The organism is Gammaproteobacteria bacterium, assembly GCA_021648145.1.
Classification (GTDB): Bacteria; Pseudomonadota; Gammaproteobacteria; order JAADGQ01; family JAADGQ01; genus S141-38.
The window spans coordinates 1-20,808 of sequence record JAKITI010000007.1 but is presented as its reverse complement, the minus strand read 5'-3'; the positions used below and the strand labels follow the sequence as shown (position 1 = coordinate 20,808).

Here is a 20,808-nt window from a genome sequence, read left to right as displayed (position 1 = left end):
ACAAAAAAGCCCACATAAACCAACTAAAAAGAGGTCTATGTGAGCCCAAGAAAAAAACTGTGATTGGTTTAATCGCGCCAGGTCAATGTTTTACCATTTGGACGTGGTAGGACAGGGTAAGTCACCTGAGGTGTTTCACCTGTCAAAGTTTCCAGAAAAGCAACAACATCATTCACTTCATTATCAGAAAGCTCTTTTGCAAGCTGTACTTTCGCCATAGTACGCACCGCATCATGCAATGTTGCCGCTGAACCGTCGTGAAAATAGGGTGCAGTCATGGCTATATTACGTAAAGACTGAACGCGAAAAAGTTTATCGTCAGCATCTTTACCTGTCACCTCTTTTACACCTGCATCCGTACCGTATGAAAATTTCATGAACTGATTATTTGTAAACAATGGGCCACTGTGACAAGCAGTACAACCCGCTTCAACCAAGGTATTCATACCACGTTTTGCCGCTTCAGAAATTTTACCTTCACCACGTACATATTGATCAAATGGTGCATTAGGGGTATTGAGTGTGCGCTCAAATACAGCAATCGCATTTGCCATGTTATCGTATGTAAGTGCATTCGCATCATTATTAAACGCCACTTTAAATTCTGCGGTATAGCCCGCTTCTTTCAAGCGTTCGACGACCTCTTTTTCATCAATACTGGCCATTTCTACAGGGTTCAATGGTGGGCCTTTTGCCTGCTCTTCCAACGTTTCTGAGCGACCATCCCAAAATTGCTTGCTCCAGAAAGCTGAATTGAATGTAGTGGGTGAGTTTCGACCCCCACGTTGCCATTTATGGCCGACTGAAAACTTTTGATTATCAACGCCATAAGTTGCCAAATTGTGACAAGAGTTACATGAAAACTGCCCACTGGCAGAAAGCGCGGGTTCAAAATAAAGTTTTTTACCCAACTCAATTTTAGCAGCTGTTTGTGGATTTGCAGGATTATCAGGAATTTCAGTTGGCAACGCCCCTAAACCTGCGGGTATTTCTGGTTTGGATGACATGGCCATACTGCTGGCACTAAACACAGCAAGTGCTGCAATAGTGACACCACTGGAAATTCGTCGGCTTAATACATTTTTCATTGAGTACCTCTTTTAATTTAATATTTAAAACTTATTAGTAATAACTCCTAAGTAATAGTAAAGTAGGTTTGGTTTATTTGTCAATTTATTAATGAAAAGGGATAATCGACCCGAATTTAGAGTAAAAAGGATTAATTATATGAATGGAAAACGGAATGATACTGAAATTAGTACGTTATTAAATAATAACGGGATGCGGGCAACCCCGCAGCGTATCGCTATTTGCAAGCAATTGCTGCTGGAGAAGTGCCACCGCACACCGAATGAATTGCATGAAGAGTTATGCCAGCGTTTTCCAACTATTTCGCCAAATACAGTCTATTTGACGTTGTCACAACTAGAATCATCAGGATTGCTTCGGCGCTTTTATGTGGATGGACAGGCAATATATGATAGCAATACAGAAACACATGACCATATTTACTGCCGAGTATGTAAATTGTTACTTGATGTCGATACAAGCGCTGATGACCATACCCCCAAATGTAAAGAAGAGTGGTCTATTGAATGGGGTACACGAGTGTGGTCAGGAGTTTGCCCTCAATGTCATTAAGTTCAACATGCGACCTGTAAAGCCATTACGCTGACTGCACTAAAGTTTGACCAAAATAAAATGCCGCGCTACACTTGCACACTTACAGCACATAAAAATTATTTGAGGGCAGAAAACTATGAACATTACACTTTCAGCAGATACAGAACTGATCAAAAAGGGGCGTGAATATGCCAGCGCGCACAATACATCGCTAAACCAGTTGATTAGAGATTATTTGCTCAAACTTACAGGCGAATGTAATGCAGAAAAATCAGCCGATGAGTTTGTACGAATAGCGAGTAATATGCCGGGGAAATCTGCTAGCGGATTCAAGTTTTCCAGAGATGAAATTTATGATCGTTATAACGACTGATGAACAAAACTTTTATTGACACAAACATCATAATTTATGCCAACGATGCTCGTGATGAGGAGAAGCAAAAAAAGGCTCTGAATATCGTAGCAAAGCATATGCGGCTTGGAACAGGTGTTATTTCTACACAGGTATTACAGGAGTATGCTCATGTAGCCCTAAATAAGTTACATCAACGCCAAGATGTCATTCTCAGGCAGTTGTTTCTCTTGGAAGGGCTGGAAATCATCCCACAAAGCCCAGCTCTGATAAGACGCAGTGTAGAGATCAAAACTTCATACCAGATCAATTTCTGGGATGCATGCATCATCAGTGCGGCCGAACATTCAAAATGCAACATCATCCTCTCTGAAGATTTAAATAACAGTCAATTTTATTCTGGAATACTTCTGAAAAATCCGTTTACAAGAGAAACTTAGCTCTCCACATGACAAACAAAAAAACAATATTAATCACCGGCTGTTCCAGCGGCATTGGTTTAGCATGTGCATTGGGACTACACAAAAAAGGCTATCGTGTATTTGCGACTGCACGTCAGCAAAAAGATGTTGATTCACTGCAAGCACAAGGCCTTGAAAGCTTTCTATTGGATTTAGATCAAAGTGACTCCATTCATAGCGCAGTTGATGAGTTGTTATCTCGTACAGGGGGCACTTTGTATGCACTCTTTAATAATGCAGCTTATGGTCAACCGGGTGCCGTGGAAGATTTAACTCGTGACGTATTACGTGCACAGTTTGAAACCAATCTATTCGGAACGCTGGAACTGACAAACTGCATCATTCCAGTCATGCGGCAACAAGGGCATGGGCGTATTATCTATAACAGCTCACTGCTGGGCTATGTCGCACTCTCCTATCGCGGCGCTTATAATGCCAGCAAATATGCACTGGAAGGGTTAGTCGATACACTACGTTTAGAGATCAATAATAGCGACATTTTAATCTCACTGATTGAGCCAGGCCCTATTACCAGCCAGTTTCGTGCCAATGGCTACAAAAAGTATAAGGAAAATATCGACTCAGAAAACAGTGTTCATCGCACGATTTACCAGTCGATCGAAAAGCGCCTTACAAATCCTGGCCCTGTTGCGCCTTTTACACTGCCGCCCGATGCGGTACTCAAAAAGCTTATTCATGCACTGGAAAGTCCTCGACCTAAACTACGCTACCCCGTCACATTTCCAGCCTACCTTTTTGCAGCACTGCGGCGACTGTTGACCTCACGCGCACTTGACAAAGTATTACTTAAAATTTCTTCAGGAGAACACAAATAATGACTCAAACAGATGATTACCGTATTGAAAAAGACAGTTTAGGCGAACTTCAAGTTCCAGCGAATGCCTGGTATGGCATTCAGACCGCCCGTGCCATCGCCAACTTCCCGATCAGTGGCCGAGCACCTGACCGAGACTTCGTACAGTCTCACGTAAAAATCAAACGTGCTGCGGCAGAGGCCAACCAACAAGGGGGCTGGCTTGACGACAAACAAGCCAAAGCAATTATTGCCGCTTGCGATCAAATTCTTGAAGGTCATTATATTGATCAATTTGTAGTCGACCGTTTTCAAGCTGGTGCAGGCACCAGCCATAACATGAACAGCAATGAAGTGATTGCCAATTTAGCCAGTGTCGCTCTGGGGGGGGAAAAAGGTGAATACAGCCCCATTAATCCCAACGACCATGTCAACATGGGGCAAAGCACCAACGATACAATCCCCACAGCCATTCGTTTAACAGCGCTTAAAAAACTCCCCCGTTTAATTGCTGCTATTGAAGATATGGCCACAGAATATGCACGCATTGGCAAACAAGAAGAAGATACAGTTAAAAGTGCCCGAACCCACTTGCAAGATGCCGTACCCACAACATTAGGTCGTGAATTCAGTGCTTACGCCTGGACTTTAAAGCGCTGTGCAGCACGTTTAGAAAGCTGCCGTGATCCGCTTTGTGAAGTTGGACTGGGAGGCAGTGCTGCCGGCACAGGGCTTAATACCTCACCGGGCTATATTAAAAATGTCGCAAAAGCACTGGCGCAGCTGACCTTCGAGGCGATTCGTCCAGCCGATGATCTGGCGGCACAAATGCAGTCTATGAATGATCTACAACACCTGTCATCAACCATTCGTGAAGTCTCTCTGGAGTTAATACGAATCTCTAACGACATGCGTCTGCTCGCCTCAGGGCCACGCACAGGTCTGGGTGAAATCATGCTGCCTGCCGTACAGCCAGGCTCCAGCATCATGCCGGGCAAAGTGAACCCTGTGATGTTTGAAATGCTCAATCAAGTCTGCTTTCAGGTTCTTGGGCAAGATTCGGCTATCAGTTATATGACTCAGGCAGGACAACTGGAACTCAACGTGATGATGCCCGCCCTCGGTTCAGCACTATTCGATATGATGGAGTGGCTCACCAATGCAACTAACGCCGCCACTGAAAAAAACCTAAAAGGTTTACAAGTCGATCGTGATCGCTGTAAAGCTTTTCTGCACAGCAGTGTTGCCCTTGCAACATTATTGAATACAGATATCGGTTATGCCGCTGCGGCTGAAGTCGCTAAAGAGTCTGAAAAAACGGGTAAACCTGTCAACATTATTGTCGCAGAACGTAACCTTATGGCAGCGGATAAATTTGATGCACTCGTACTCAAAGCCGCCAAAGATGGAAAAATCTGATATTAAAAAAACTGTATTCTTAACAGTGTGCTGTATAATCTTGTAAAAATCAGTTGAGCCACTTATTTTTGAGAGATAAAACAAGGTAATGATTATGAATATATTAGGTCGTATTAAAGTCCTGTTTCTTACTGTAGTTGTATTTGTAGCTGGATGTTCCAAAGATCTAGATAGCATGACTCTTAATGAAAGAGCGATACATCAGCCAGATCGATATACAGAGGATCATTCAAAAGATAAATTACGCAAACCACTCGAAGTATTAAACTTTTCTGGCCTTGAATCTGGAGACACTGTTATTGATCTTCTTGGCGGCGGTGGTTACTACTCAGAACTCTTTAATTACATTGTGGGTGATGATGGACGTGTGACTATACAAAATAACTCGCTATTTCTAAATTTCTCAAAAGAAGATCTCGAGAAACGATTAAAAAATGAACGACTGAAAAATGTTGTCCGCCTCGATAGCGAATTTGCTGATATGAAACTACCGAGCAATACAGACCTTATTTTCATTGGTCTAAGCTATCATGACATCTATGTTCCACGAAAAGACCCCATCATTACTGCCAATAGAGAAGAGTTTTTTGAGCAAGTCATCACCGCGCTAAAACCAGGCGGAAAATTATTAATTATTGACCATGCGGCAGAGCCTGGAACAGGAAAAGAGAGTGCCCCTAAACTGCACCGGATTGATGAAGAGTGGGCGAAAAAAGATATTGAAAGTGCTGGTTTCAAGTTTGTAAAAGCATTGGATGTGCTCAGAAACCCTGATGACAACTATCAATTGGATATCTGGAAAAAAGAAGTCATCAAACGAACAGATCGCTTTGTCCACCTGTATAAAAAACCTGAAATAAGTGAATAGAGAACGAGACGTTAAAAAATGAGTGTAAATGTCATCATTGTTGGCTCACCTCGCTCAGGAACCAGCATGACTGCTGCAATATTCAAAAATCGTGGCTACTTTGTTACTGAAAATGAAGAAAATCAACTGCAGCAAGCCAATGAATATAATCCATATGGATTTTGGGAGGCTGAATCTTTAAAAAAATGTAACGCAGAGGTTTTTAAAGCAGCTGGATTTGAATGTGAAAATACGTGGTTATTTGATGCTATTTCTGATCAACAAACAGAAAAAATACTTTCCCTTACACCATCAAAAGCACATAAAGAGCTGATTGCACAGTTTGAAGAACATACCCCCTGGTTATGGAAAGACCCGAGTTTATGTTACACAATTGGGTATTGGTGGCCTTTATTAAAGCAATCAAACACAAAGGTTATTTTGCTAAAACGTGACCCAAAAGAGATACATCAAAGTTTTCTTCGCCTAAGATGGAACAACGATGATAAACAAGCCTCTTTTAGGCGCATTGAGCACCATATGAAAACAGCAGAGCATGCAATGCAACAATACAATATTCCACATATTGTTGTGAACTATTCAGATTACGCTCTTAATTCAAAAGAAACAGCCAGAAAAATCAGCCAATTCTTTCAACTTGAATTAAGTGAAAATGATCTGGGGTATGACAGAAAGCTCAGAACCAATGGCTACCGTGGAAAGTACCTGCGTCTTCTAAATAGTTTTGGCGATTTGATGCCAGATGAACTACGTAAAAAAATCAAGAAAATGATTCCAGCTTTTATTATGAAAATTATCTACCCTCATCGGTTTATTAAATAGCTCGGCTATTTATAATATTCGGAATAGCAAGGATGCACATTAATTTTATAAGTATGGTATGGATATCCCCCTATCCCCCTATTTACCTGTCTTTACTAAAAATCTCTAAAGAACGGTCACGAAATATGACCTGACTCACAACTTATACGAATGGCTTGAGATATTTTACCTTATATGAAGCAAATCAACATCCAGACGTGGAATGAAAAACAGTTTAGAGATTCCAGGCACGCCTGGAATTTACTATTAGAAAAATCAAACTCAGATCCACTATTTATGAGTTGGGAGTGGCAACATACATGGTGGCACACCTTTGCCGAACCTGAGCAGATGCAGTTACAACTTTTGGCCGCCGTAGATGACAAGGGTAATCTGGTTGGTCTTGCACCTTTATATCTATCAAAAGCTAAGTCAAAAAAGATCATTGTGACTCATAGGCTGCAGTTCATTGGTAACTGCTGGCATGGTAAAGCGACGATGCGAACTGAGCTCCTTGATTTTATTGCAGAAAAATCACTATCAAATGAAGTTGTGAACGCTTTCTACAAACATATAAACACCTTATCAACATGGGATGAACTCATACTCGTTGACTTAAAAAAAGATTCAGACACATACAAGCTGCTAAAAAAAGAGAAGCCCATTCCTAATTCCTACTATCGCATAGCAGAGGAGTTCAAAAGCTTTTTTATAGAAACAACCGGAAGCTTTGACCACTATATTAAAAATTTAGGGAAGAATACACGCCTTAGCTTATTTAATCGGCGAAAAATACTTGATCAGCTGGGAGAGATCCACTTCAATCCAAAACAGAACGATGATATTGAGTCTCAATTCAAACAACTTAATCACCTACACGCTAAAAGGTGGGGATCCCCCGTTTTTCGGGATAAACGATTACGTTTCAATACGACTCTAGCGAAATTAATGGATCAACGAAATGCATTATGCTTCTCAATATTATCTATAGATAACAATCCCGTTTCGATCCAGTACAACTATCTTGTTAATAATCAAAAGTATAATATTCAAGCAGGATTTGATGAAAGTGTTCATAAAAAAATTGCATTAGGTTATATACATTTTGGCTATGAAATAGAGCACGCATGCGCTAGCGATATAAACAGCTATGATATGTTAGCTGGCAAAGGAAAAAACACACACTACAAAGAGCGACTAACCCGCTCCAGTATCAACATTGTCAATGTACAAATTATACGCAACCAATGGGTAAAATATTTATATAAATTATATGACTATTTCAATAAGGCATAAGTAAAGAGCGAGCACGTAGTAACTTGGACATTCTGACTTGCTATATTTTTTCGGATACATAGTAGATCCAACCGCTGTCAGAATCATCTTTCTCAGGCAACAAAACCTGGCCATTCAACTGAAACATTTCCAGTAATTTGAAACCCTTCTTTGTTAGCTGTTTAGTTTGGTTATACCTGTCAATATAATAGGTTAGCAAGCCAAAATTATTTCCATTATCATTTAAAATCGAAAAGCTTTTATTGTGTACCTCATTTGATATCAGCTCTTTATGATTTTTTTCTTGCTTATAATAACTCACTACATTTTTAAGCAATCTAACTGGGTGAAGTGTCAACTGTAGCTTTGGTTTTAGAATAATGTGGTTATATTTTCTATTATGTGCCGAAAAAACAAACACCCCGCCATTTTTTAAAACGCGCTGTATTTCATCTAAAACCTGCATGCGATCATCATGACCAATATAATCTATCCCATTGTATGAAAACATGACAAAATCAAATTCACCATCATCAAAATGGCTTAAATCTCTTGCATCACAATGCTCAAATGCCAGTTCAGGGTACTGGCTTTTACAAAAATCAACCATGGGCTTTGAGTAGTCCACGCCAATATATTGATGAGTAAAATTACGGAAATAATGGGATGTCCGGCCAGCACCACAACCAATGTCTAATATTTTTTTACCGTAATAGGCATCTTTATATTTTACCAGGATGCTGACCTCGGGTGCCTGCAATGTAGTATTGATATAGGAGTGAACTCCATCACTGCTTGAATACAGCTCTTTGTTGATCGAATCGAACACAATAACTTCCTTCCTTTACAACTCTTTTCCATACCGAAAAATAATATGCTTAACCATACAATCAATCGCATCACATCGGGGTTGATACTTTGAGAACGTATGATCCGCATCTTCAATGAAATGAATATCTATTTTGCCATCGTTAATAAGTTTTTTCGCGGTTTTTCCTGCGCTGGTCATCAAAATATCATACCCAGGATCGCTTCTTGCAAGAATAAATGATAAGTGCCTGTTGCGAGAAGCAATTTGCATTAAATCAATATTTAAATTATTTTTAGAATGACCTTCAGCAGCGACATTATCACTTCTGCTACTCTTTATTGAATTTATTTTTGCGGATATGATAATCTTTATTCGATTTTTTATCGTTTCATAAAGTTCAGAATAATCTGACCCTCCTCTTATTAATCTTAACCAGCTACTGGGATCCTTCAACGCCTTCATATACCAATTCCAGTGCCCAAAATTCTTTGCAGGTGAACTATCAAACTCCATACCTTCGTACCAGTAAAAGGTAAGAGGGTTAATTAAAATACTCTCTACGATATCCACATTCTTAAGATCCAGAGCCGCATGAAAAGAGAAATAAGCACCTGAACACAAACCTGTCACAACGTATCTGTTTTTTTTGTATGCAGAGCCGAATGACTCCATAGCTTGACGAATCACATCACTTGATTTATCAATGTACTCTCTATTTTCTTGTTCGTGGTCATGAGTAATACTATCCCCCAAGCCAGGGATATCAATTCTCAAACAGCGAAAACCTTCAGAGGCCAAACTTCTGGCTAAAGACACATATAATCGGCTCGGACCAACTCGGTGCGTAGCACCCGAGCTCGCAATAATGATGATAGGACGTTCTGGTGAAATTATTTCAGGCGGTTCGACCAAGATAGCAAAATTGTTGTTATCCGATCCAAATCGAACAAATGACTCTTTCACTTTTGATTCATTTTGACCATACTTTTCTTTATCATAGATGGACTTGACCCATATGCTCGTAGCAACATCTAAATCTGCAGCTTCACACTCTGTAGCACTCGGACAATCAATTCCCGCTCTGACCCAGCTCACCACCTTATGAATAGTCTCATGAGGCACAACCGATTTAAGTGCCAACAACAACATTTCGGAATAACCCGAATATTCAAACTGCTCTACACTAACCCCTTGAGCGACCCAGCCATCTTTCAATTTGGTCTTTACTTGCAAGTCATCCCGGGGAATAATCAATACACGAGAAGCCTTAGGTGTAATCTTTATTAAATCTATCTGACTGATTGCATCAGCCGTTTGAGGCCAATAAACCATTCCTCCAGCTTCAACAAAACTGGGCGCGACCCCAGTTTGACTGACTCCAGTCATCTGAATTGTTTTTATTTCACGAATATATCTCCGACCACTCTCTAAAGCAGCCCATAGAACTAAAAAATCAACATCAACTCTCGCTGAAACCAATGAAGCGAGCGTCGCACCCATTCGCAAACCAAACAGACCCACCTTGGAGCACCCTGAAAGTTTTTTGACCTCGCTCATTGCTTGCTCAATACTCCAAAGCCAATGATCAAGGCGATTACCCTCATCATTAAAACCAGATGAGTCACCCGTACCATGATAATCAAACCGTATTGCAGGTATTCCCGCCAACGCAAAATAATCAGCCACATAACGCATTGAGCGGTAGGTGCTCATATACTCTACAGCGAGTGGGGGACATACAACCACTGCTGTATCAAGATTTTCAGTTGTGGCGTTTGTATGCAACCAGCCAATCAATTTCTTGCCATCTGGGCCAAAATAAAAGGGCGTACGAACGACTAAATCAGAATCAACCATTATATTTTGAAGCTTTCTCCCTGCATTATTTACTGTTTATTTATCTATTTAAATTACAATTTATGGCGACATCAGGGAAAAATAACTTTAACTCTAACATCTTCACTTATGTTTAAAGCACTCACATAACCTTTTGCAGGTTTTTGACCATCACCCACTCGAATGACCTCGACACTCTTTTTAATGCCAGGCATCAAATGAAAATAGTTATCATCTGGAATAAAACCGGGTATATCAACATTCACCGTATAAAGAAATTTTTCACATGACAAATTCAGCTGATACCTCTCTTTACCAGACTCAACCAACTCAGCAATAATTCCAGAGTTTTCCTCTAAACGAGGAACTTCTGCATTCGGAAAATAATATGCACTATTCAGTTCGCTCCCTTCTTTATTTGATAAGCGAACTGAAACAACGTTATGTTTTGATGGACCGAAATGATAAGAATATGTTGTATCGTAAAATGTATTAAGCAGCTGATCTAACCCTATAAGTCGCGTTGATCTTGCATCTACAACCACTTCCGTCTTCACATTAACAATAGTGACACTCGACTCATTCAGTAATGTCACCTCCAATTCACCTGTAAAATTTTGAGCCGTGTCATTGATCACATGCAGGTGCAAGCCATTGAGTGATTCATTGGTCATACATATAGAGATCGGCTGCCAGCAGCGTTTCAAGTAATAATAACAAGCTTTAGGTAAACCATTGCTATCAATGATTCCCCATCCGGCACCAGGTAAAAGATCTTTTAGAAACCAGACCAACCCTCCAGAGCAGTCACTATGATCACTGCGCCACTCGGCAAACACCTGTGACATCATTTCTCCAGAAACTATTTCGCTCAATGCCAGGTACTTATCATTGTCAAAACTGCGTAATTGCACAGGATCAACAGAAAACAGCTCTTTCAAATAATGGTCGCGTACATCTTCAAAATCCCATCCCGTCCCTGAATCACGGGGAACCCTCTCCTTCCATCGTGGATGATGGGTCACAGGAATTTGCCCCGCCAACACTGAGTTTCGTGTTTTGGCAACAGGCATATTGGAAAATCCAAGACACTCCGAAGTAAATTTTACATTATGCTGTCTCACCTCAGATACTGAGCACAGGTATGCCCCTACTCCATAATAGTGAGTCACTCCTGTGTCAGTATGAAAGGGCAAAGCCCCTCCTGAAGGTGTGGAAGTAACATAAGGAATACCAGGGTGGTGTGTACTACAAAGTTCCGGCAACTGTTTCAAGAAGAAATCATTTGACCAAGCGTCAGAATGCATTCCCAGCATGGCGGCCTGTTGCTCTATTTCACTATTACCACAATAGACTGCCAGGCAAACATATTGACGCAGACGTGCGAGAAGCTGATGCGCTTCAGTTTGAATAGATTCCCTGAAGTTGTCGTCGTCCACAGGATAATCCATATTTGCAAACATAAAATCCTGCCAAACCATGATTCCGAGCCGGTCACACAATTGATAAAAAGCATCTTGCTCATAAACCATCGTACCGCCCACACGAATCATGTTTGCACCTGCATCTCGCATTAGAGTTAGCGTATGCTCAAGTGCGCCCAAATCACCTGTTAAGGAGATAATATCATTAACAGTCCAGCATGCCCCTCTGCAAAAGATGTCTGTATTGTTTACCGTGAGACAAAACTCGTTTTCGGAGCGATCAATGCGCACCTCTTTAAAACCGATAGAGGAGAGTGCGTGTGATCTCTCTTTTTCTGCGACTTTGATGCGCAGTAGCGCCGGATACAGTGAAGGTTTGCCATGTGTATGAGGCCACCATAGCGTAACATCATCAATTTCAAGTGTTCCGTATAGACGACTCCCACCACTTTTTTTCTCAATGGTTAGCTGAACATTAATACCTCCGACTGAGAGCACAGCGTCCACTTTTCCTTCACTGTCATGATAAATATCACAAGAGAATTTGACAACTCCCGCACGCCCTTCAATTGATGGAGTGACCTCTATATTGATTGGCTCCAGGTGTTCGCTTAAAGATATTGTCTGCCACGGCCCTACAGGAGCAATTGGCGGTGTCCAACCAGGAATTCTGCCAAGCAAAGTGGTACGAAACCAACGCAACTGTTGCCGCTCGACCAGCTTTGTCTTCCAACGCGGACGAGGGCGGCGCTGAGACAGAGCCTTATTTAATGAGCGAAAACATATGTACAGTTCGTTCTTGGGCTGAATATATTTTGCAATATCAACTTGATAACTTAGAAACATATTATTGGATTCTAAAATCCGTTGCCCATTGAGCCAAACTTCACAAATCGTTGCCAATCCAGAAAAGTTTAAATAAACAGGCAACTGTTCTGATAAACCTGCTATATCAAATTTTTTCCTATACCAAAAATCGTAATCATCAAAATCAACCCGATCATCAAGTGACCATTGACATGCTCCAGCCAAGGACTGCGCAACGGTTCCAGGCACACAAGCCGTCAGCCAATTGAGTTTTTGGTTTATTAGATCAGAAGGTACCAAACACATGTCGGGTTCAGATTGAGTGAGAAACCAGTCATCGACAAGTTGAATCATTCCATTTAACTCTCTACATCATAGCCTATAAAAATTTAGTGGTTAGCTGATCCATTGCTAAGTCCCAGTGTTCAGCCATCGCATCAACTGGAGCAAGATTAAGCGGTTTCTTACGGCTCATTGCACGTGCCAACTGAAATTGATAAAACTTGGATGTTTCAGAGATAGACTTAATATTTTCCCTAGCCTCCACCAAGCCAGTGACACCTTGCTGGGATAGCCACTCCAAATAAGTAGCCGCTAATTCATAACAAGCACCAAACTGCCTGAATGTCGTAAATGAATATTGATGGAATGTATCAATATTTTCATGCATCAACCATTTCAAATCTTCTTCAAACCTTTTCTTGAAACTAAAAAAAGGATTGCTCTCTGGTAATAGTCTTAACTGTTTTTTTAATAGTTTCAGAGAAACATCAAGCGTCTGGGAAGCATCCAGTTTATTGACGCGCCGCTGCTTTGCAATTTCTACGTAAGGCGATAACACGGCGGGATCCTGCTCACCACGCAAGCGAAATACATCAATAAAATCATCGCCCGACAAATAGTAGTATCCTTGGCCATGAAAATAACCAATATGTTGTTTTTCCACATCAATTTTAATAATGGCGACTGTCGATTTAACATGCGCTATCTTATAAGCCGTTCCGGCTGTATCGGGCAAATAATAAGAGTCCAGCTCAACCAATACGGGTTTTCCTAGAGCCACTTGTTGTTCAATATGTTGAACCAGAGGCTGCCAGATCGCAAGCTCCTGAACATCTATTCCATAGAGATCATATAAATCAGCCAAAGGAAACTTAAAGAAAGTCCATTGATCGCCTTCAAAATCAATCGCCAGGGTATAAGGCATCGCAGCAATCGGTTCATATTCTAATGCATGCAATAATTCAATCCAGATATCAACATAACAGTTGGTTTCAGCCCAGTCTCTTTCCTGAACATGAATACGATGACGACAGTAAGTTTCTGGGGTTAGAGAAATTATCTGATGCATTACATTTCCAATAGCCCCCGAACCTCAAGGGGCCATTTTTCAGCATCAAAACCGTGTTTTTTGAACATTGCAAGCGTAATACGCTCCAGGCCAAAGCCAACACATGCAGTATGAGCAAACGCTCCATCAGGTGTTTTAATACTAAACTCTTGACCAAAATGATCAAGGTGGTAATTACAGGATGCAATAGCGGTTAATTTTTCTGTCGATGCGATGGGCGCTACAAGCTCATACTTAAGCTCTTGCTCTTTTTGCGTTGCAGCCATCACTCGTCCTCCTCGACCAAAGAATGGGTCATTTGCAACAACAGGCTTCACATCCAACCCGAGTGCACATAACATCTCTTCTCCACGTTTCAACCAATAATCCCGATGAGCATGTGCCTGCTCAGGCGTGCCAAGACGAACATACTCTCTCTGTCGAAAAATTTGCATACGAGCAGGGTCTGGTGACGGCTCATGCCGAAAAACAAAAGCTCTAAGGTCAACCAGTCGACCCTCTTCAGGCAATATAGTATTTGCAGCGGTTGGGTACAATGGGTAACACGCAGCGGGCACCATCATCACCTCTGTGGGGTCTAACTCTTCTGCCCAGTTCTCTGCATCTTCCTGCTTTTGTACCAACCTGAGATGATCCTTTTCGGTTCCCTTGAAAGAGTGAACCGACCCCATCAAGTCAGGGAATGTTTTAATATGATCAGTAGATAGATAGGTATTTCTACTGATTATTGGAGGGAAGCGTACGACCTCCGGCTCCAAATGGTGACCCATGCGGGTAACATAACCTTCAAAAGCTTCAACAACAGCCTCAAAATCGCCACTCAGGCCGTACACACCAGGCACACCCGACGAAAGTAATAACCCAGCCTCTAATAATTGTTGCCGATAAAAATTATAAGCTTCATCCAGAGAATCATGAGACAAACACACTTATTCATCTCCTTTATGCATCAGAAGCAACGTCGAGTTATGCAGTAAAATACGATCATTATTCACCATCAGCGCAGCCCCATAAGCATCACGCAACTGACGACATAAACTGGTTTTTGAATCATTGCGATAACTTGAAATTCCGCAAATAAACATAGCCTTGCCAACAATATCAACAACTAACTGAGAGCTCGCCACTTTTAGATTATTTGTACGAATTCCAAACCCAAAATTAGTAAAGGCTTCGGCATCCCCCTCATTTAACATTTTAAGGTAGTTAGTTGCCGCCACATCGACATTATTTCGCATTGTCTGCAATACACACTCAACCTCCCCCAGTCGAATGGCTGATATAGGTGGCATATCCAAATTTCGCTTAGCCTCACGTTTAACAAACTGCTGTGCCAGATTAACAGCATCGCCTGCAATTCCCACCCATAATGCACTCCACGTAATGTGTGCAAAAGGGTGCATCGTCTGGCTCAGAATATCCGCAAATGGGGTCGGTAAAATTTGTTCATTTTCACCTTTTGCCGTCACAGTAAAACCAGAACTGCAAGTGCCACGAAACCCTAAAGTATCCCAACCTGAAATTTGTTCCAGCTCATATTGCCCTTTATTCAATAAAACATGAACTTGATCACTTTTTGCCGCTTGAGGATTACGACGTGCCGTAATAATCAAGTCATCGGCATCAATTCCGTACGATATTACTGGGGCTTTTTTAACTAACTTGAAAGATGACCCGCTGCTTTCAACTGCACAAATACTCGAACGTAAATCCCCACCCACTCCTGTTTCAGTGGTGGCTGAGGCAATAAGCCTTTGTTCACTTGATAATTTTTTTAAGTAGGATTTGAAGTAATCTGACCCACCCGAATTATGAAGAATACAAGCGACCTGGATTTTATGCATTGCGTAAATCATTGCGGTCGAACCACAATAATGACCCAATACTTCACAAATTTTAGTAATTTGTACAATGTCGAGCCCCATTCCACCCATACTTTCAGGTAGATAAGCACTCAGCAGTCTTAAATCTTTCAGCGCATCAAAGCTTTCTTTAGGAAATCGAGCCTTTTCATCGACATCATGAGCATTTGGCGCAATAACATCTTTACCAATTCGCTTAACCTCTAAAACTAACTTCTTAAATTTCATAGAGTTCAGTGATTCATGATTGAACATTTTTTATCCCTTTACAATTATAAAGATTTTCTACCCTCGGAGAGTAGCGAAATCAGGCGGTTTGTTTGAAAAATCCGCTAAGTGCTTTCAAATGGTGCAGGGGCATTTATTCCTGTAGTTCATCGACAGCATCAACAATCGCTTCAATACTACCAAAGGTTTTTCGACCCAGCATTGAGTCTGGAAATTCTATATCAAACTCCTCTTCTATAGCTAACATCAAACTCACCGTAGCTAATGAGGTTAAACCTGCATGATATAAATCACTATGGTCTTGCAATTCATCTGCAGGCTTAGTGAGCCTGCCATGTGTATCCAGTATTTTTCTTATCGTCGAAGAAGTCATTAGAGTACCAAAAATTTTATAACAATTATATAAATAGTAGAACATAAGTTAAACGTGCAAAAGTGATGCCAGCTAGACTTATATTCTACCCTCCCTTCTTATTGTATGGCTATACGTAATCTCACGGAGTTTTGATCAGCGTAGCTTCCAATCATACAGAAGTACTTTATACAAAGTACCTGAAGCCGATGATTTTTTATCGGTCTGACTGACAAAATATTAAAAAATAAATTTTCTACGCCAGTGTAGCGTCCTAATCTAACCTGATTATCATATATTTCTTCATCAGGCTTTACCTGACAAACCGTTTCGAGTTTTTATTGTTCTTACTGGTATTGTTAAATTAAATATATCGAAATCTCTATGTGGGAACCAGGATTTAGGTCTTGTTTTCATCCACCCCGTTTCGTGAACTTCCCTGCTCAGGTACAATTAGATTTTTATTGCTCTAAAATATCAATTTATTCAATTTAATTATGACTATTGGAACACTCTACATTATCTCTGCTCCATCAGGGGCAGGTAAAACGAGCTTAGTAAAAGCGCTCACTGAGTCAACGGACTCAATATCTGTTTCCATATCACACACCACACGGAGCCCACGTCCAGGCGAAAAAGATGGCGTTAACTATTTGTTTACTTCTATTGAGCAATTTAAAGCCATACTCGAACAAGATGGTTTTTTAGAACACGCCCAAGTATTTGATAATTATTATGGTACTTCGACTAAAACTGTCCAGGAAGTACTTAATAAAGGTGAAGATTTGATTCTTGAAATTGATTGGCAAGGTGCGCAGCAAGTGCGTCACACTCTTCCAAAAAGTGTCAGCATCTCAATTCTCCCACCCTCTAAATCTATTTTAGAACAACGCCTACGAGGGCGTGGCCAGGATAGTGAAGAGATCATAGCCAAGCGCATGTCTTCTGCCATTGATGAGATGTCACACTTTTGTGAGTCTGACTACGTTATTATTAATGACGATTTTTCAACCGCTTTAGAAGACCTTAAAGCAATTATTAGAGCCAGGCGACTCAGATTAGAACAACAGCAAAATGCTCAAGTGAACACTATTACTGCTTTATTAGAAAAATGATCAGCCTGTGACTTTTTGGTTACAAGTGAAATAATATGCTGAAACGACAAAAATTCATTTTTCTCACTTTGATATTGGCATGGCCACAGCTAACAAGTGCCGAGTGGCTCAGCCGAGAAGAGTCCATTATGGGCACAGTGGTTCAAGTAGAATTGTGGCATGACCAAAAAGAGCAAGCTCACCAAGCTATTCAGGCGGTGATTGATGAGATGCATCGCATCGACCGCTTAATGAGTCCTTATAAACCTGATAGTGAACTGTCAAAGATTAACAACCTGGCGGGCAGGCAAACCGTTGTCATCAGCGACGAAATGATGAACCTTATACAACGTTCGCTACAGTTCTCTGAACGTACACAAGGTGCATTTGATATCACATTTGCCAGTGTCGGTAACTTATATGACTACCGCAACAAAATTAAACCTGAACCATCCAGACTATCTAACAAACTACCTGCAATTAATTATCGTCACATTAAAATCGACCCAGCAAAAAAAACAATTTACTTCAACCAAAAATATGTACAAATTGATTTGGGCGGCATAGCCAAAGGTTATGCTGTGGATCGTGCCATTACACTGCTATCAGATAGAGGTATTACTTCAGCTATAGTCACGGCTGGCGGTGATAGCCGTATACTCGGTGATAAGCGAGGGCGACCCTGGATGGTCGGTATCCGTGACCCTCGCAACAAACAAGAGCTTGTCGCAGCTCTGCCTATGACAGATGCTGCAATTTCGACTTCTGGAGATTATGAGCGATATTTTGAAAGTGACGGTATCCGCTACCATCACATTATCAGCCCTAAGACAGGAGAATCCATCCGCTCAACCCGTAGCGTTACAGTTATCGGCACAAACACCACTACGACCGACGCACTATCGACAAGCATATTTGTTTTGGGACAAATAAAAGGCATGAAACTTATCGAATCAACTCCTGAAGTTGAAGCGATTATTATTGATAAGGCGGGAATCATGTATTATTCGAAAGGGCTACAGAAAAATTCACACTGACCTAGGACACTTTATTATGAATCCTTCACCCACTTTACATTGGTCTTCAGCCGCACTGACCCATATTGGCAATGTTCGAAAAATTAATGAAGATGCCTGTTTGAACAGGCCTGACATGGGTATTTGGGTGGTCGCTGATGGAATGGGTGGGCATAATGCAGGGGATTTTGCCAGTTACACCATTGTAAAAAACATGGGCGTACTCAACAAATCAAGCAGCCTGGAAGAGTTCATGAACCACGCTGATAGCCGCCTTCAGCTAGTCAATAGTTACCTCATTCAAGAGTCAGCAAAACAAGGCAACGACAACGTTATTGGCAGCACTATTGTTGCGCTGCTTGCTCATGGCAAGCAAGCTGGCTGCTTATGGGCGGGCGATAGCAGAGCTTACTTATGTCGAAATGGAGAGATTCAGCAGCTCACCAAAGATCATAGCCTGGTTGAGCAACAAATTGAGCAAGGGATATTGCGCCGTGAAGATGCTGAAAAAAGCCCTGTAACAAATGTAATTACACGTGCCGTTGGTGCAGAAACACCACTAAAGCTTGACTCCATCACATTCAACCTTACTCTCGGAGATGCAATTTTATTGTGTAGTGATGGGCTTTATAGGGATATTAGCAACAGCGAATTCCACGCAATTTTAACTGAAAAAAATTGCGAAGATGCCGCTCAAGCACTTATTGATTTAGCGCTTAAGCGAGGAGCAAAGGATAACATCACAGCGATAACCATAAAGATTCAAGAGTAATATGATTCATAATTCGCCACCAAACTCTAAAAACTTGGAAAAAAAGATTGGAGTAGGCACAACACTTCAGAATCGCTTTGTTCTAGAACAAACAATTGCCAGCGGTGGCATGGGTGTTGTTTACAAAGCACGGGATTTACGTAAAGAAGAAGCACAGGATAGAGAGCCTTATGTTGCAATTAAAGTGCTCACGGAAAATTTCAAGCAACATCCTGATGCTCTGATTTCACTGCAAAGAGAGTCCAAAAAAGCGCAAAAACTAGCACACCCCAACATTGTAACTGTTTACGACTTTGATCGGGATGGTGACACTGTATTTATGACTATGGAGTATCTGGAAGGCCAATCTCTTGCAAAGTTCAACAAAACCATCACACCTAAAGGACTTCCTGTAGAAAAGGTACTCTCCATTATTAATGGCATAGGAGAAGGACTAACCTATGCACATAAACAACACATTGTGCACTCAGACATAAAACCTGGCAATATTTTTATCACGCACGACGGCATAATCAAACTGCTCGACTTCGGTATCGCACGAGCCTTCAAACAAGCAGGCTCAACATCACAAGACAAAACCCTTTTTAACTTTAGTGAAAATTCAGGGGTAATCACAAAGTCTAATGACACCACAATATTCGATCCCAGCAGCCTTGGCGCTCTTACACCCGCTTATGCGAGTTGTGAAATGCTAGAAGGGTTAGATCCAGATCCACGTGATGATATTTATGCTGTTGCCTGCATCACTTATGAACTGTTAACAGGACGACACCCATTTAACAAGCTATCATCTACTCAAGCACGCGATCAAAAATTCAAACCCATACAGCCCGCTAATTTCACCAGAGAACAATGGAAAGGGCTTTTACATGGGTTAGCATTCAACCGAAACAGCCGCACACCCAGCGTCATGCAATTTATCGAAAGTATCGCACCCCACTCTTACAGGCCGCAAATAATCCGTGGAATTATTGCAAGCGCTGGGCTCGCACTATTAGCCATTACAAGCTTCAGTTATTTCAACGACCCCTCACTAGAGAGCACCGAGGCTATTTCAATAAAAAAAGAGATAAGACCAGCAATACTGACACCAAAAGAACAAGAAAGAATCAACACACTCATCGAAAATGCAGAGGTTAATTTACTTGTTGGACGACTCATTGAGCCACCTGAAAGCAATGCTTCAGATTCCTATAAAAATATATTAAAGCTCCAACCCGGAAATAAAGAGGCACAGAAAGGTCTGGAAAAAATTTCTGGGCAATACCTTAAACAAGCCCTATATTTTTTTAATAATGGTGATATAACACAAGCAAATATACACTTACAAACTGGCTTGCACGTCTCACCTAATAATCAAGGGTTATTAGCGCTTAAAAAAAAATTATCTGGCGCACAACCATTGGAAAAGAAAGAAACGAAGAATGAATAAAGCGTAAGGCAAATCACTCTAAAAAAGGTCGGTAAAGAGAGAGTAACTGGGTGTGATATAGAAGTTCTTGAAGCAGACGAAGCAAGAATTTTAGCCAAAAAGAAGCCCCTGCTGAGAGTATTGATCACGACATCGGTGATGTCAATGATAAATACCTCAGCAAGGGCCGGAGTATAAATGTCTGGCAGTGACCTACTTTCACATGGGAAA

At 41.1% G+C, this 20,808-nt stretch carries 20 protein-coding genes; 12 read left to right on the top strand and 8 right to left on the bottom strand.

The annotated features are described in order from the left end of the window. Positions 1 to 68: 68 nt before the first annotated feature. A complete protein-coding gene (locus L3J70_05875; protein MCF6235888.1) occupies positions 69 to 1,088 on the bottom strand; it encodes a c-type cytochrome in 1,020 nt (339 codons plus the stop codon). Between the two features lie 139 nt (positions 1,089 to 1,227). On the opposite strand from L3J70_05875, the gene L3J70_05870 reads away from it, so the two are divergent. The 8 genes from L3J70_05870 to L3J70_05835 all read left to right on the top strand — a co-directional run bounded on the left by L3J70_05870 (position 1,228) and on the right by L3J70_05835 (position 7,634). Continuing rightward, on the top strand, positions 1,228 to 1,641 hold the full coding sequence (locus L3J70_05870; protein ID MCF6235887.1) for a transcriptional repressor: 414 nt from the start codon (positions 1,228 to 1,230) through the stop codon (positions 1,639 to 1,641). A gap of 118 nt (positions 1,642 to 1,759) precedes the next feature. Then, on the top strand, positions 1,760 to 1,996 hold the full coding sequence (locus tag L3J70_05865; protein ID MCF6235886.1) for a DUF6364 family protein: 237 nt from the start codon (positions 1,760 to 1,762) through the stop codon (positions 1,994 to 1,996). Continuing rightward, a complete protein-coding gene (locus L3J70_05860; GenBank protein MCF6235885.1) occupies positions 1,996 to 2,415 on the top strand; it encodes a PIN domain-containing protein in 420 nt (139 codons plus the stop codon). Before L3J70_05865 ends, L3J70_05860 begins: the two co-directional genes overlap by 1 nt. 8 nt (positions 2,416 to 2,423) lie before the next feature. Continuing rightward, a complete protein-coding gene (locus tag L3J70_05855) occupies positions 2,424 to 3,272 on the top strand; it encodes an SDR family oxidoreductase (protein ID MCF6235884.1) in 849 nt (282 codons plus the stop codon). After that, entirely contained in the window at positions 3,272 to 4,669 is a 1,398-nt protein-coding gene (locus tag L3J70_05850; GenBank protein MCF6235883.1) for an aspartate ammonia-lyase, read from the top strand. Before L3J70_05855 ends, L3J70_05850 begins: the two co-directional genes overlap by 1 nt. A gap of 94 nt (positions 4,670 to 4,763) precedes the next feature. Beyond that, positions 4,764 to 5,537 carry a hypothetical protein gene (locus tag L3J70_05845; protein ID MCF6235882.1) on the top strand — a complete coding sequence of 258 codons (774 nt, stop codon included), beginning with the start codon at positions 4,764 to 4,766 and terminating at the stop codon, positions 5,535 to 5,537. A gap of 18 nt (positions 5,538 to 5,555) precedes the next feature. Further along, positions 5,556 to 6,359 (top strand): sulfotransferase, encoded by an 804-nt coding sequence (locus L3J70_05840; protein ID MCF6235881.1) that lies wholly within the window; start codon positions 5,556 to 5,558, stop codon positions 6,357 to 6,359. A 174-nt stretch (positions 6,360 to 6,533) separates the two neighbouring features. Further along, a complete protein-coding gene (locus tag L3J70_05835; GenBank protein MCF6235880.1) occupies positions 6,534 to 7,634 on the top strand; it encodes a GNAT family N-acetyltransferase in 1,101 nt (366 codons plus the stop codon). 40 nt (positions 7,635 to 7,674) lie between these two features. Here the strand turns inward: L3J70_05835 and L3J70_05830 are convergent, their stop codons facing one another. The 7 genes from L3J70_05830 to L3J70_05800 all read right to left on the bottom strand — a co-directional run bounded on the left by L3J70_05830 (position 7,675) and on the right by L3J70_05800 (position 16,305). Next, positions 7,675 to 8,442, bottom strand: a complete 768-nt coding sequence (locus L3J70_05830) for a class I SAM-dependent methyltransferase (GenBank protein ID MCF6235879.1) — start codon at positions 8,440 to 8,442, stop codon at positions 7,675 to 7,677. A 15-nt stretch (positions 8,443 to 8,457) separates the two neighbouring features. Then, a complete protein-coding gene (locus L3J70_05825; GenBank protein MCF6235878.1) occupies positions 8,458 to 10,281 on the bottom strand; it encodes a hypothetical protein in 1,824 nt (607 codons plus the stop codon). 71 nt (positions 10,282 to 10,352) lie between these two features. Next, positions 10,353 to 12,845, bottom strand: a complete 2,493-nt coding sequence (locus L3J70_05820; GenBank protein ID MCF6235877.1) for a glycoside hydrolase family 2 protein — start codon at positions 12,843 to 12,845, stop codon at positions 10,353 to 10,355. A 25-nt stretch (positions 12,846 to 12,870) separates the two neighbouring features. Continuing rightward, positions 12,871 to 13,842, bottom strand: coding sequence for a DUF1839 family protein (locus tag L3J70_05815; GenBank protein ID MCF6235876.1), 972 nt, complete (start codon positions 13,840 to 13,842; stop codon positions 12,871 to 12,873). Further along, positions 13,842 to 14,771, bottom strand: a complete 930-nt coding sequence (locus tag L3J70_05810; GenBank protein MCF6235875.1) for an amino acid--[acyl-carrier-protein] ligase — start codon at positions 14,769 to 14,771, stop codon at positions 13,842 to 13,844. The genes L3J70_05815 and L3J70_05810 overlap by 1 nt, the downstream gene beginning before the upstream one ends. Beyond that, positions 14,772 to 15,959: an acyl-CoA/acyl-ACP dehydrogenase gene (locus L3J70_05805; GenBank protein ID MCF6235874.1), complete on the bottom strand. Its 1,188-nt coding sequence runs from the start codon at positions 15,957 to 15,959 to the stop codon at positions 14,772 to 14,774. Between the two features lie 106 nt (positions 15,960 to 16,065). Beyond that, a complete protein-coding gene (locus L3J70_05800) occupies positions 16,066 to 16,305 on the bottom strand; it encodes an acyl carrier protein (protein ID MCF6235873.1) in 240 nt (79 codons plus the stop codon). 476 nt (positions 16,306 to 16,781) lie between these two features. Between L3J70_05800 and gmk the strand changes: the two genes are divergently transcribed. From gmk to L3J70_05780, 4 genes are read left to right on the top strand one after another with little or no spacing between them, the layout of a single operon-like run. Next, the gene (gene gmk / locus L3J70_05795) at positions 16,782 to 17,399 is read left to right on the top strand and encodes a guanylate kinase (GenBank protein ID MCF6235872.1); all 618 of its coding nucleotides are present in this window, start codon (positions 16,782 to 16,784) and stop codon (positions 17,397 to 17,399) included. 35 nt (positions 17,400 to 17,434) lie between these two features. Further along, positions 17,435 to 18,415 carry an FAD:protein FMN transferase gene (locus tag L3J70_05790; GenBank protein ID MCF6235871.1) on the top strand — a complete coding sequence of 327 codons (981 nt, stop codon included), beginning with the start codon at positions 17,435 to 17,437 and terminating at the stop codon, positions 18,413 to 18,415. 16 nt (positions 18,416 to 18,431) lie between these two features. Further along, complete coding sequence (locus tag L3J70_05785; protein MCF6235870.1) at positions 18,432 to 19,166, top strand: protein phosphatase 2C domain-containing protein; 735 nt, start codon at positions 18,432 to 18,434, stop codon at positions 19,164 to 19,166. Between the two features lies 1 nt (position 19,167). Then, positions 19,168 to 20,598, top strand: coding sequence for a serine/threonine protein kinase (locus L3J70_05780; protein MCF6235869.1), 1,431 nt, complete (start codon positions 19,168 to 19,170; stop codon positions 20,596 to 20,598). The last annotated feature ends 210 nt before the right edge of the window (positions 20,599 to 20,808 follow it).

Bases quoted from the DNA above. Each gene is read 5' to 3' on its own strand.
- L3J70_05875 (MCF6235888.1), bottom strand. From the start codon at position 1,088: ATGAAAAATGTATTAAGCCGACGAATTTCCAGTGGTGTCACTATTGCA.
- L3J70_05870 (MCF6235887.1), top strand. From the start codon at position 1,228: ATGAATGGAAAACGGAATGATACTGAAATTAGTACGTTATTAAATAAT.
- L3J70_05865 (MCF6235886.1), top strand. From the start codon at position 1,760: ATGAACATTACACTTTCAGCAGATACAGAACTGATCAAAAAGGGGCGT.
- L3J70_05860 (MCF6235885.1), top strand. From the start codon at position 1,996: ATGAACAAAACTTTTATTGACACAAACATCATAATTTATGCCAACGAT.
- L3J70_05855 (MCF6235884.1), top strand. From the start codon at position 2,424: ATGACAAACAAAAAAACAATATTAATCACCGGCTGTTCCAGCGGCATT.
- L3J70_05850 (MCF6235883.1), top strand. From the start codon at position 3,272: ATGACTCAAACAGATGATTACCGTATTGAAAAAGACAGTTTAGGCGAA.
- L3J70_05845 (MCF6235882.1), top strand. From the start codon at position 4,764: ATGAATATATTAGGTCGTATTAAAGTCCTGTTTCTTACTGTAGTTGTA.
- L3J70_05840 (MCF6235881.1), top strand. From the start codon at position 5,556: ATGAGTGTAAATGTCATCATTGTTGGCTCACCTCGCTCAGGAACCAGC.
- L3J70_05835 (MCF6235880.1), top strand. From the start codon at position 6,534: ATGAAGCAAATCAACATCCAGACGTGGAATGAAAAACAGTTTAGAGAT.
- L3J70_05825 (MCF6235878.1), bottom strand. From the start codon at position 10,281: ATGGTTGATTCTGATTTAGTCGTTCGTACGCCCTTTTATTTTGGCCCA.
- L3J70_05820 (MCF6235877.1), bottom strand. From the start codon at position 12,845: ATGATTCAACTTGTCGATGACTGGTTTCTCACTCAATCTGAACCCGAC.
- L3J70_05815 (MCF6235876.1), bottom strand. From the start codon at position 13,842: ATGCATCAGATAATTTCTCTAACCCCAGAAACTTACTGTCGTCATCGT.
- L3J70_05805 (MCF6235874.1), bottom strand. From the start codon at position 15,959: ATGTTCAATCATGAATCACTGAACTCTATGAAATTTAAGAAGTTAGTT.
- L3J70_05800 (MCF6235873.1), bottom strand. From the start codon at position 16,305: ATGACTTCTTCGACGATAAGAAAAATACTGGATACACATGGCAGGCTC.
- gmk (MCF6235872.1), top strand. From the start codon at position 16,782: ATGACTATTGGAACACTCTACATTATCTCTGCTCCATCAGGGGCAGGT.
- L3J70_05790 (MCF6235871.1), top strand. From the start codon at position 17,435: ATGCTGAAACGACAAAAATTCATTTTTCTCACTTTGATATTGGCATGG.
- L3J70_05785 (MCF6235870.1), top strand. From the start codon at position 18,432: ATGAATCCTTCACCCACTTTACATTGGTCTTCAGCCGCACTGACCCAT.
- L3J70_05780 (MCF6235869.1), top strand. From the start codon at position 19,168: ATGATTCATAATTCGCCACCAAACTCTAAAAACTTGGAAAAAAAGATT.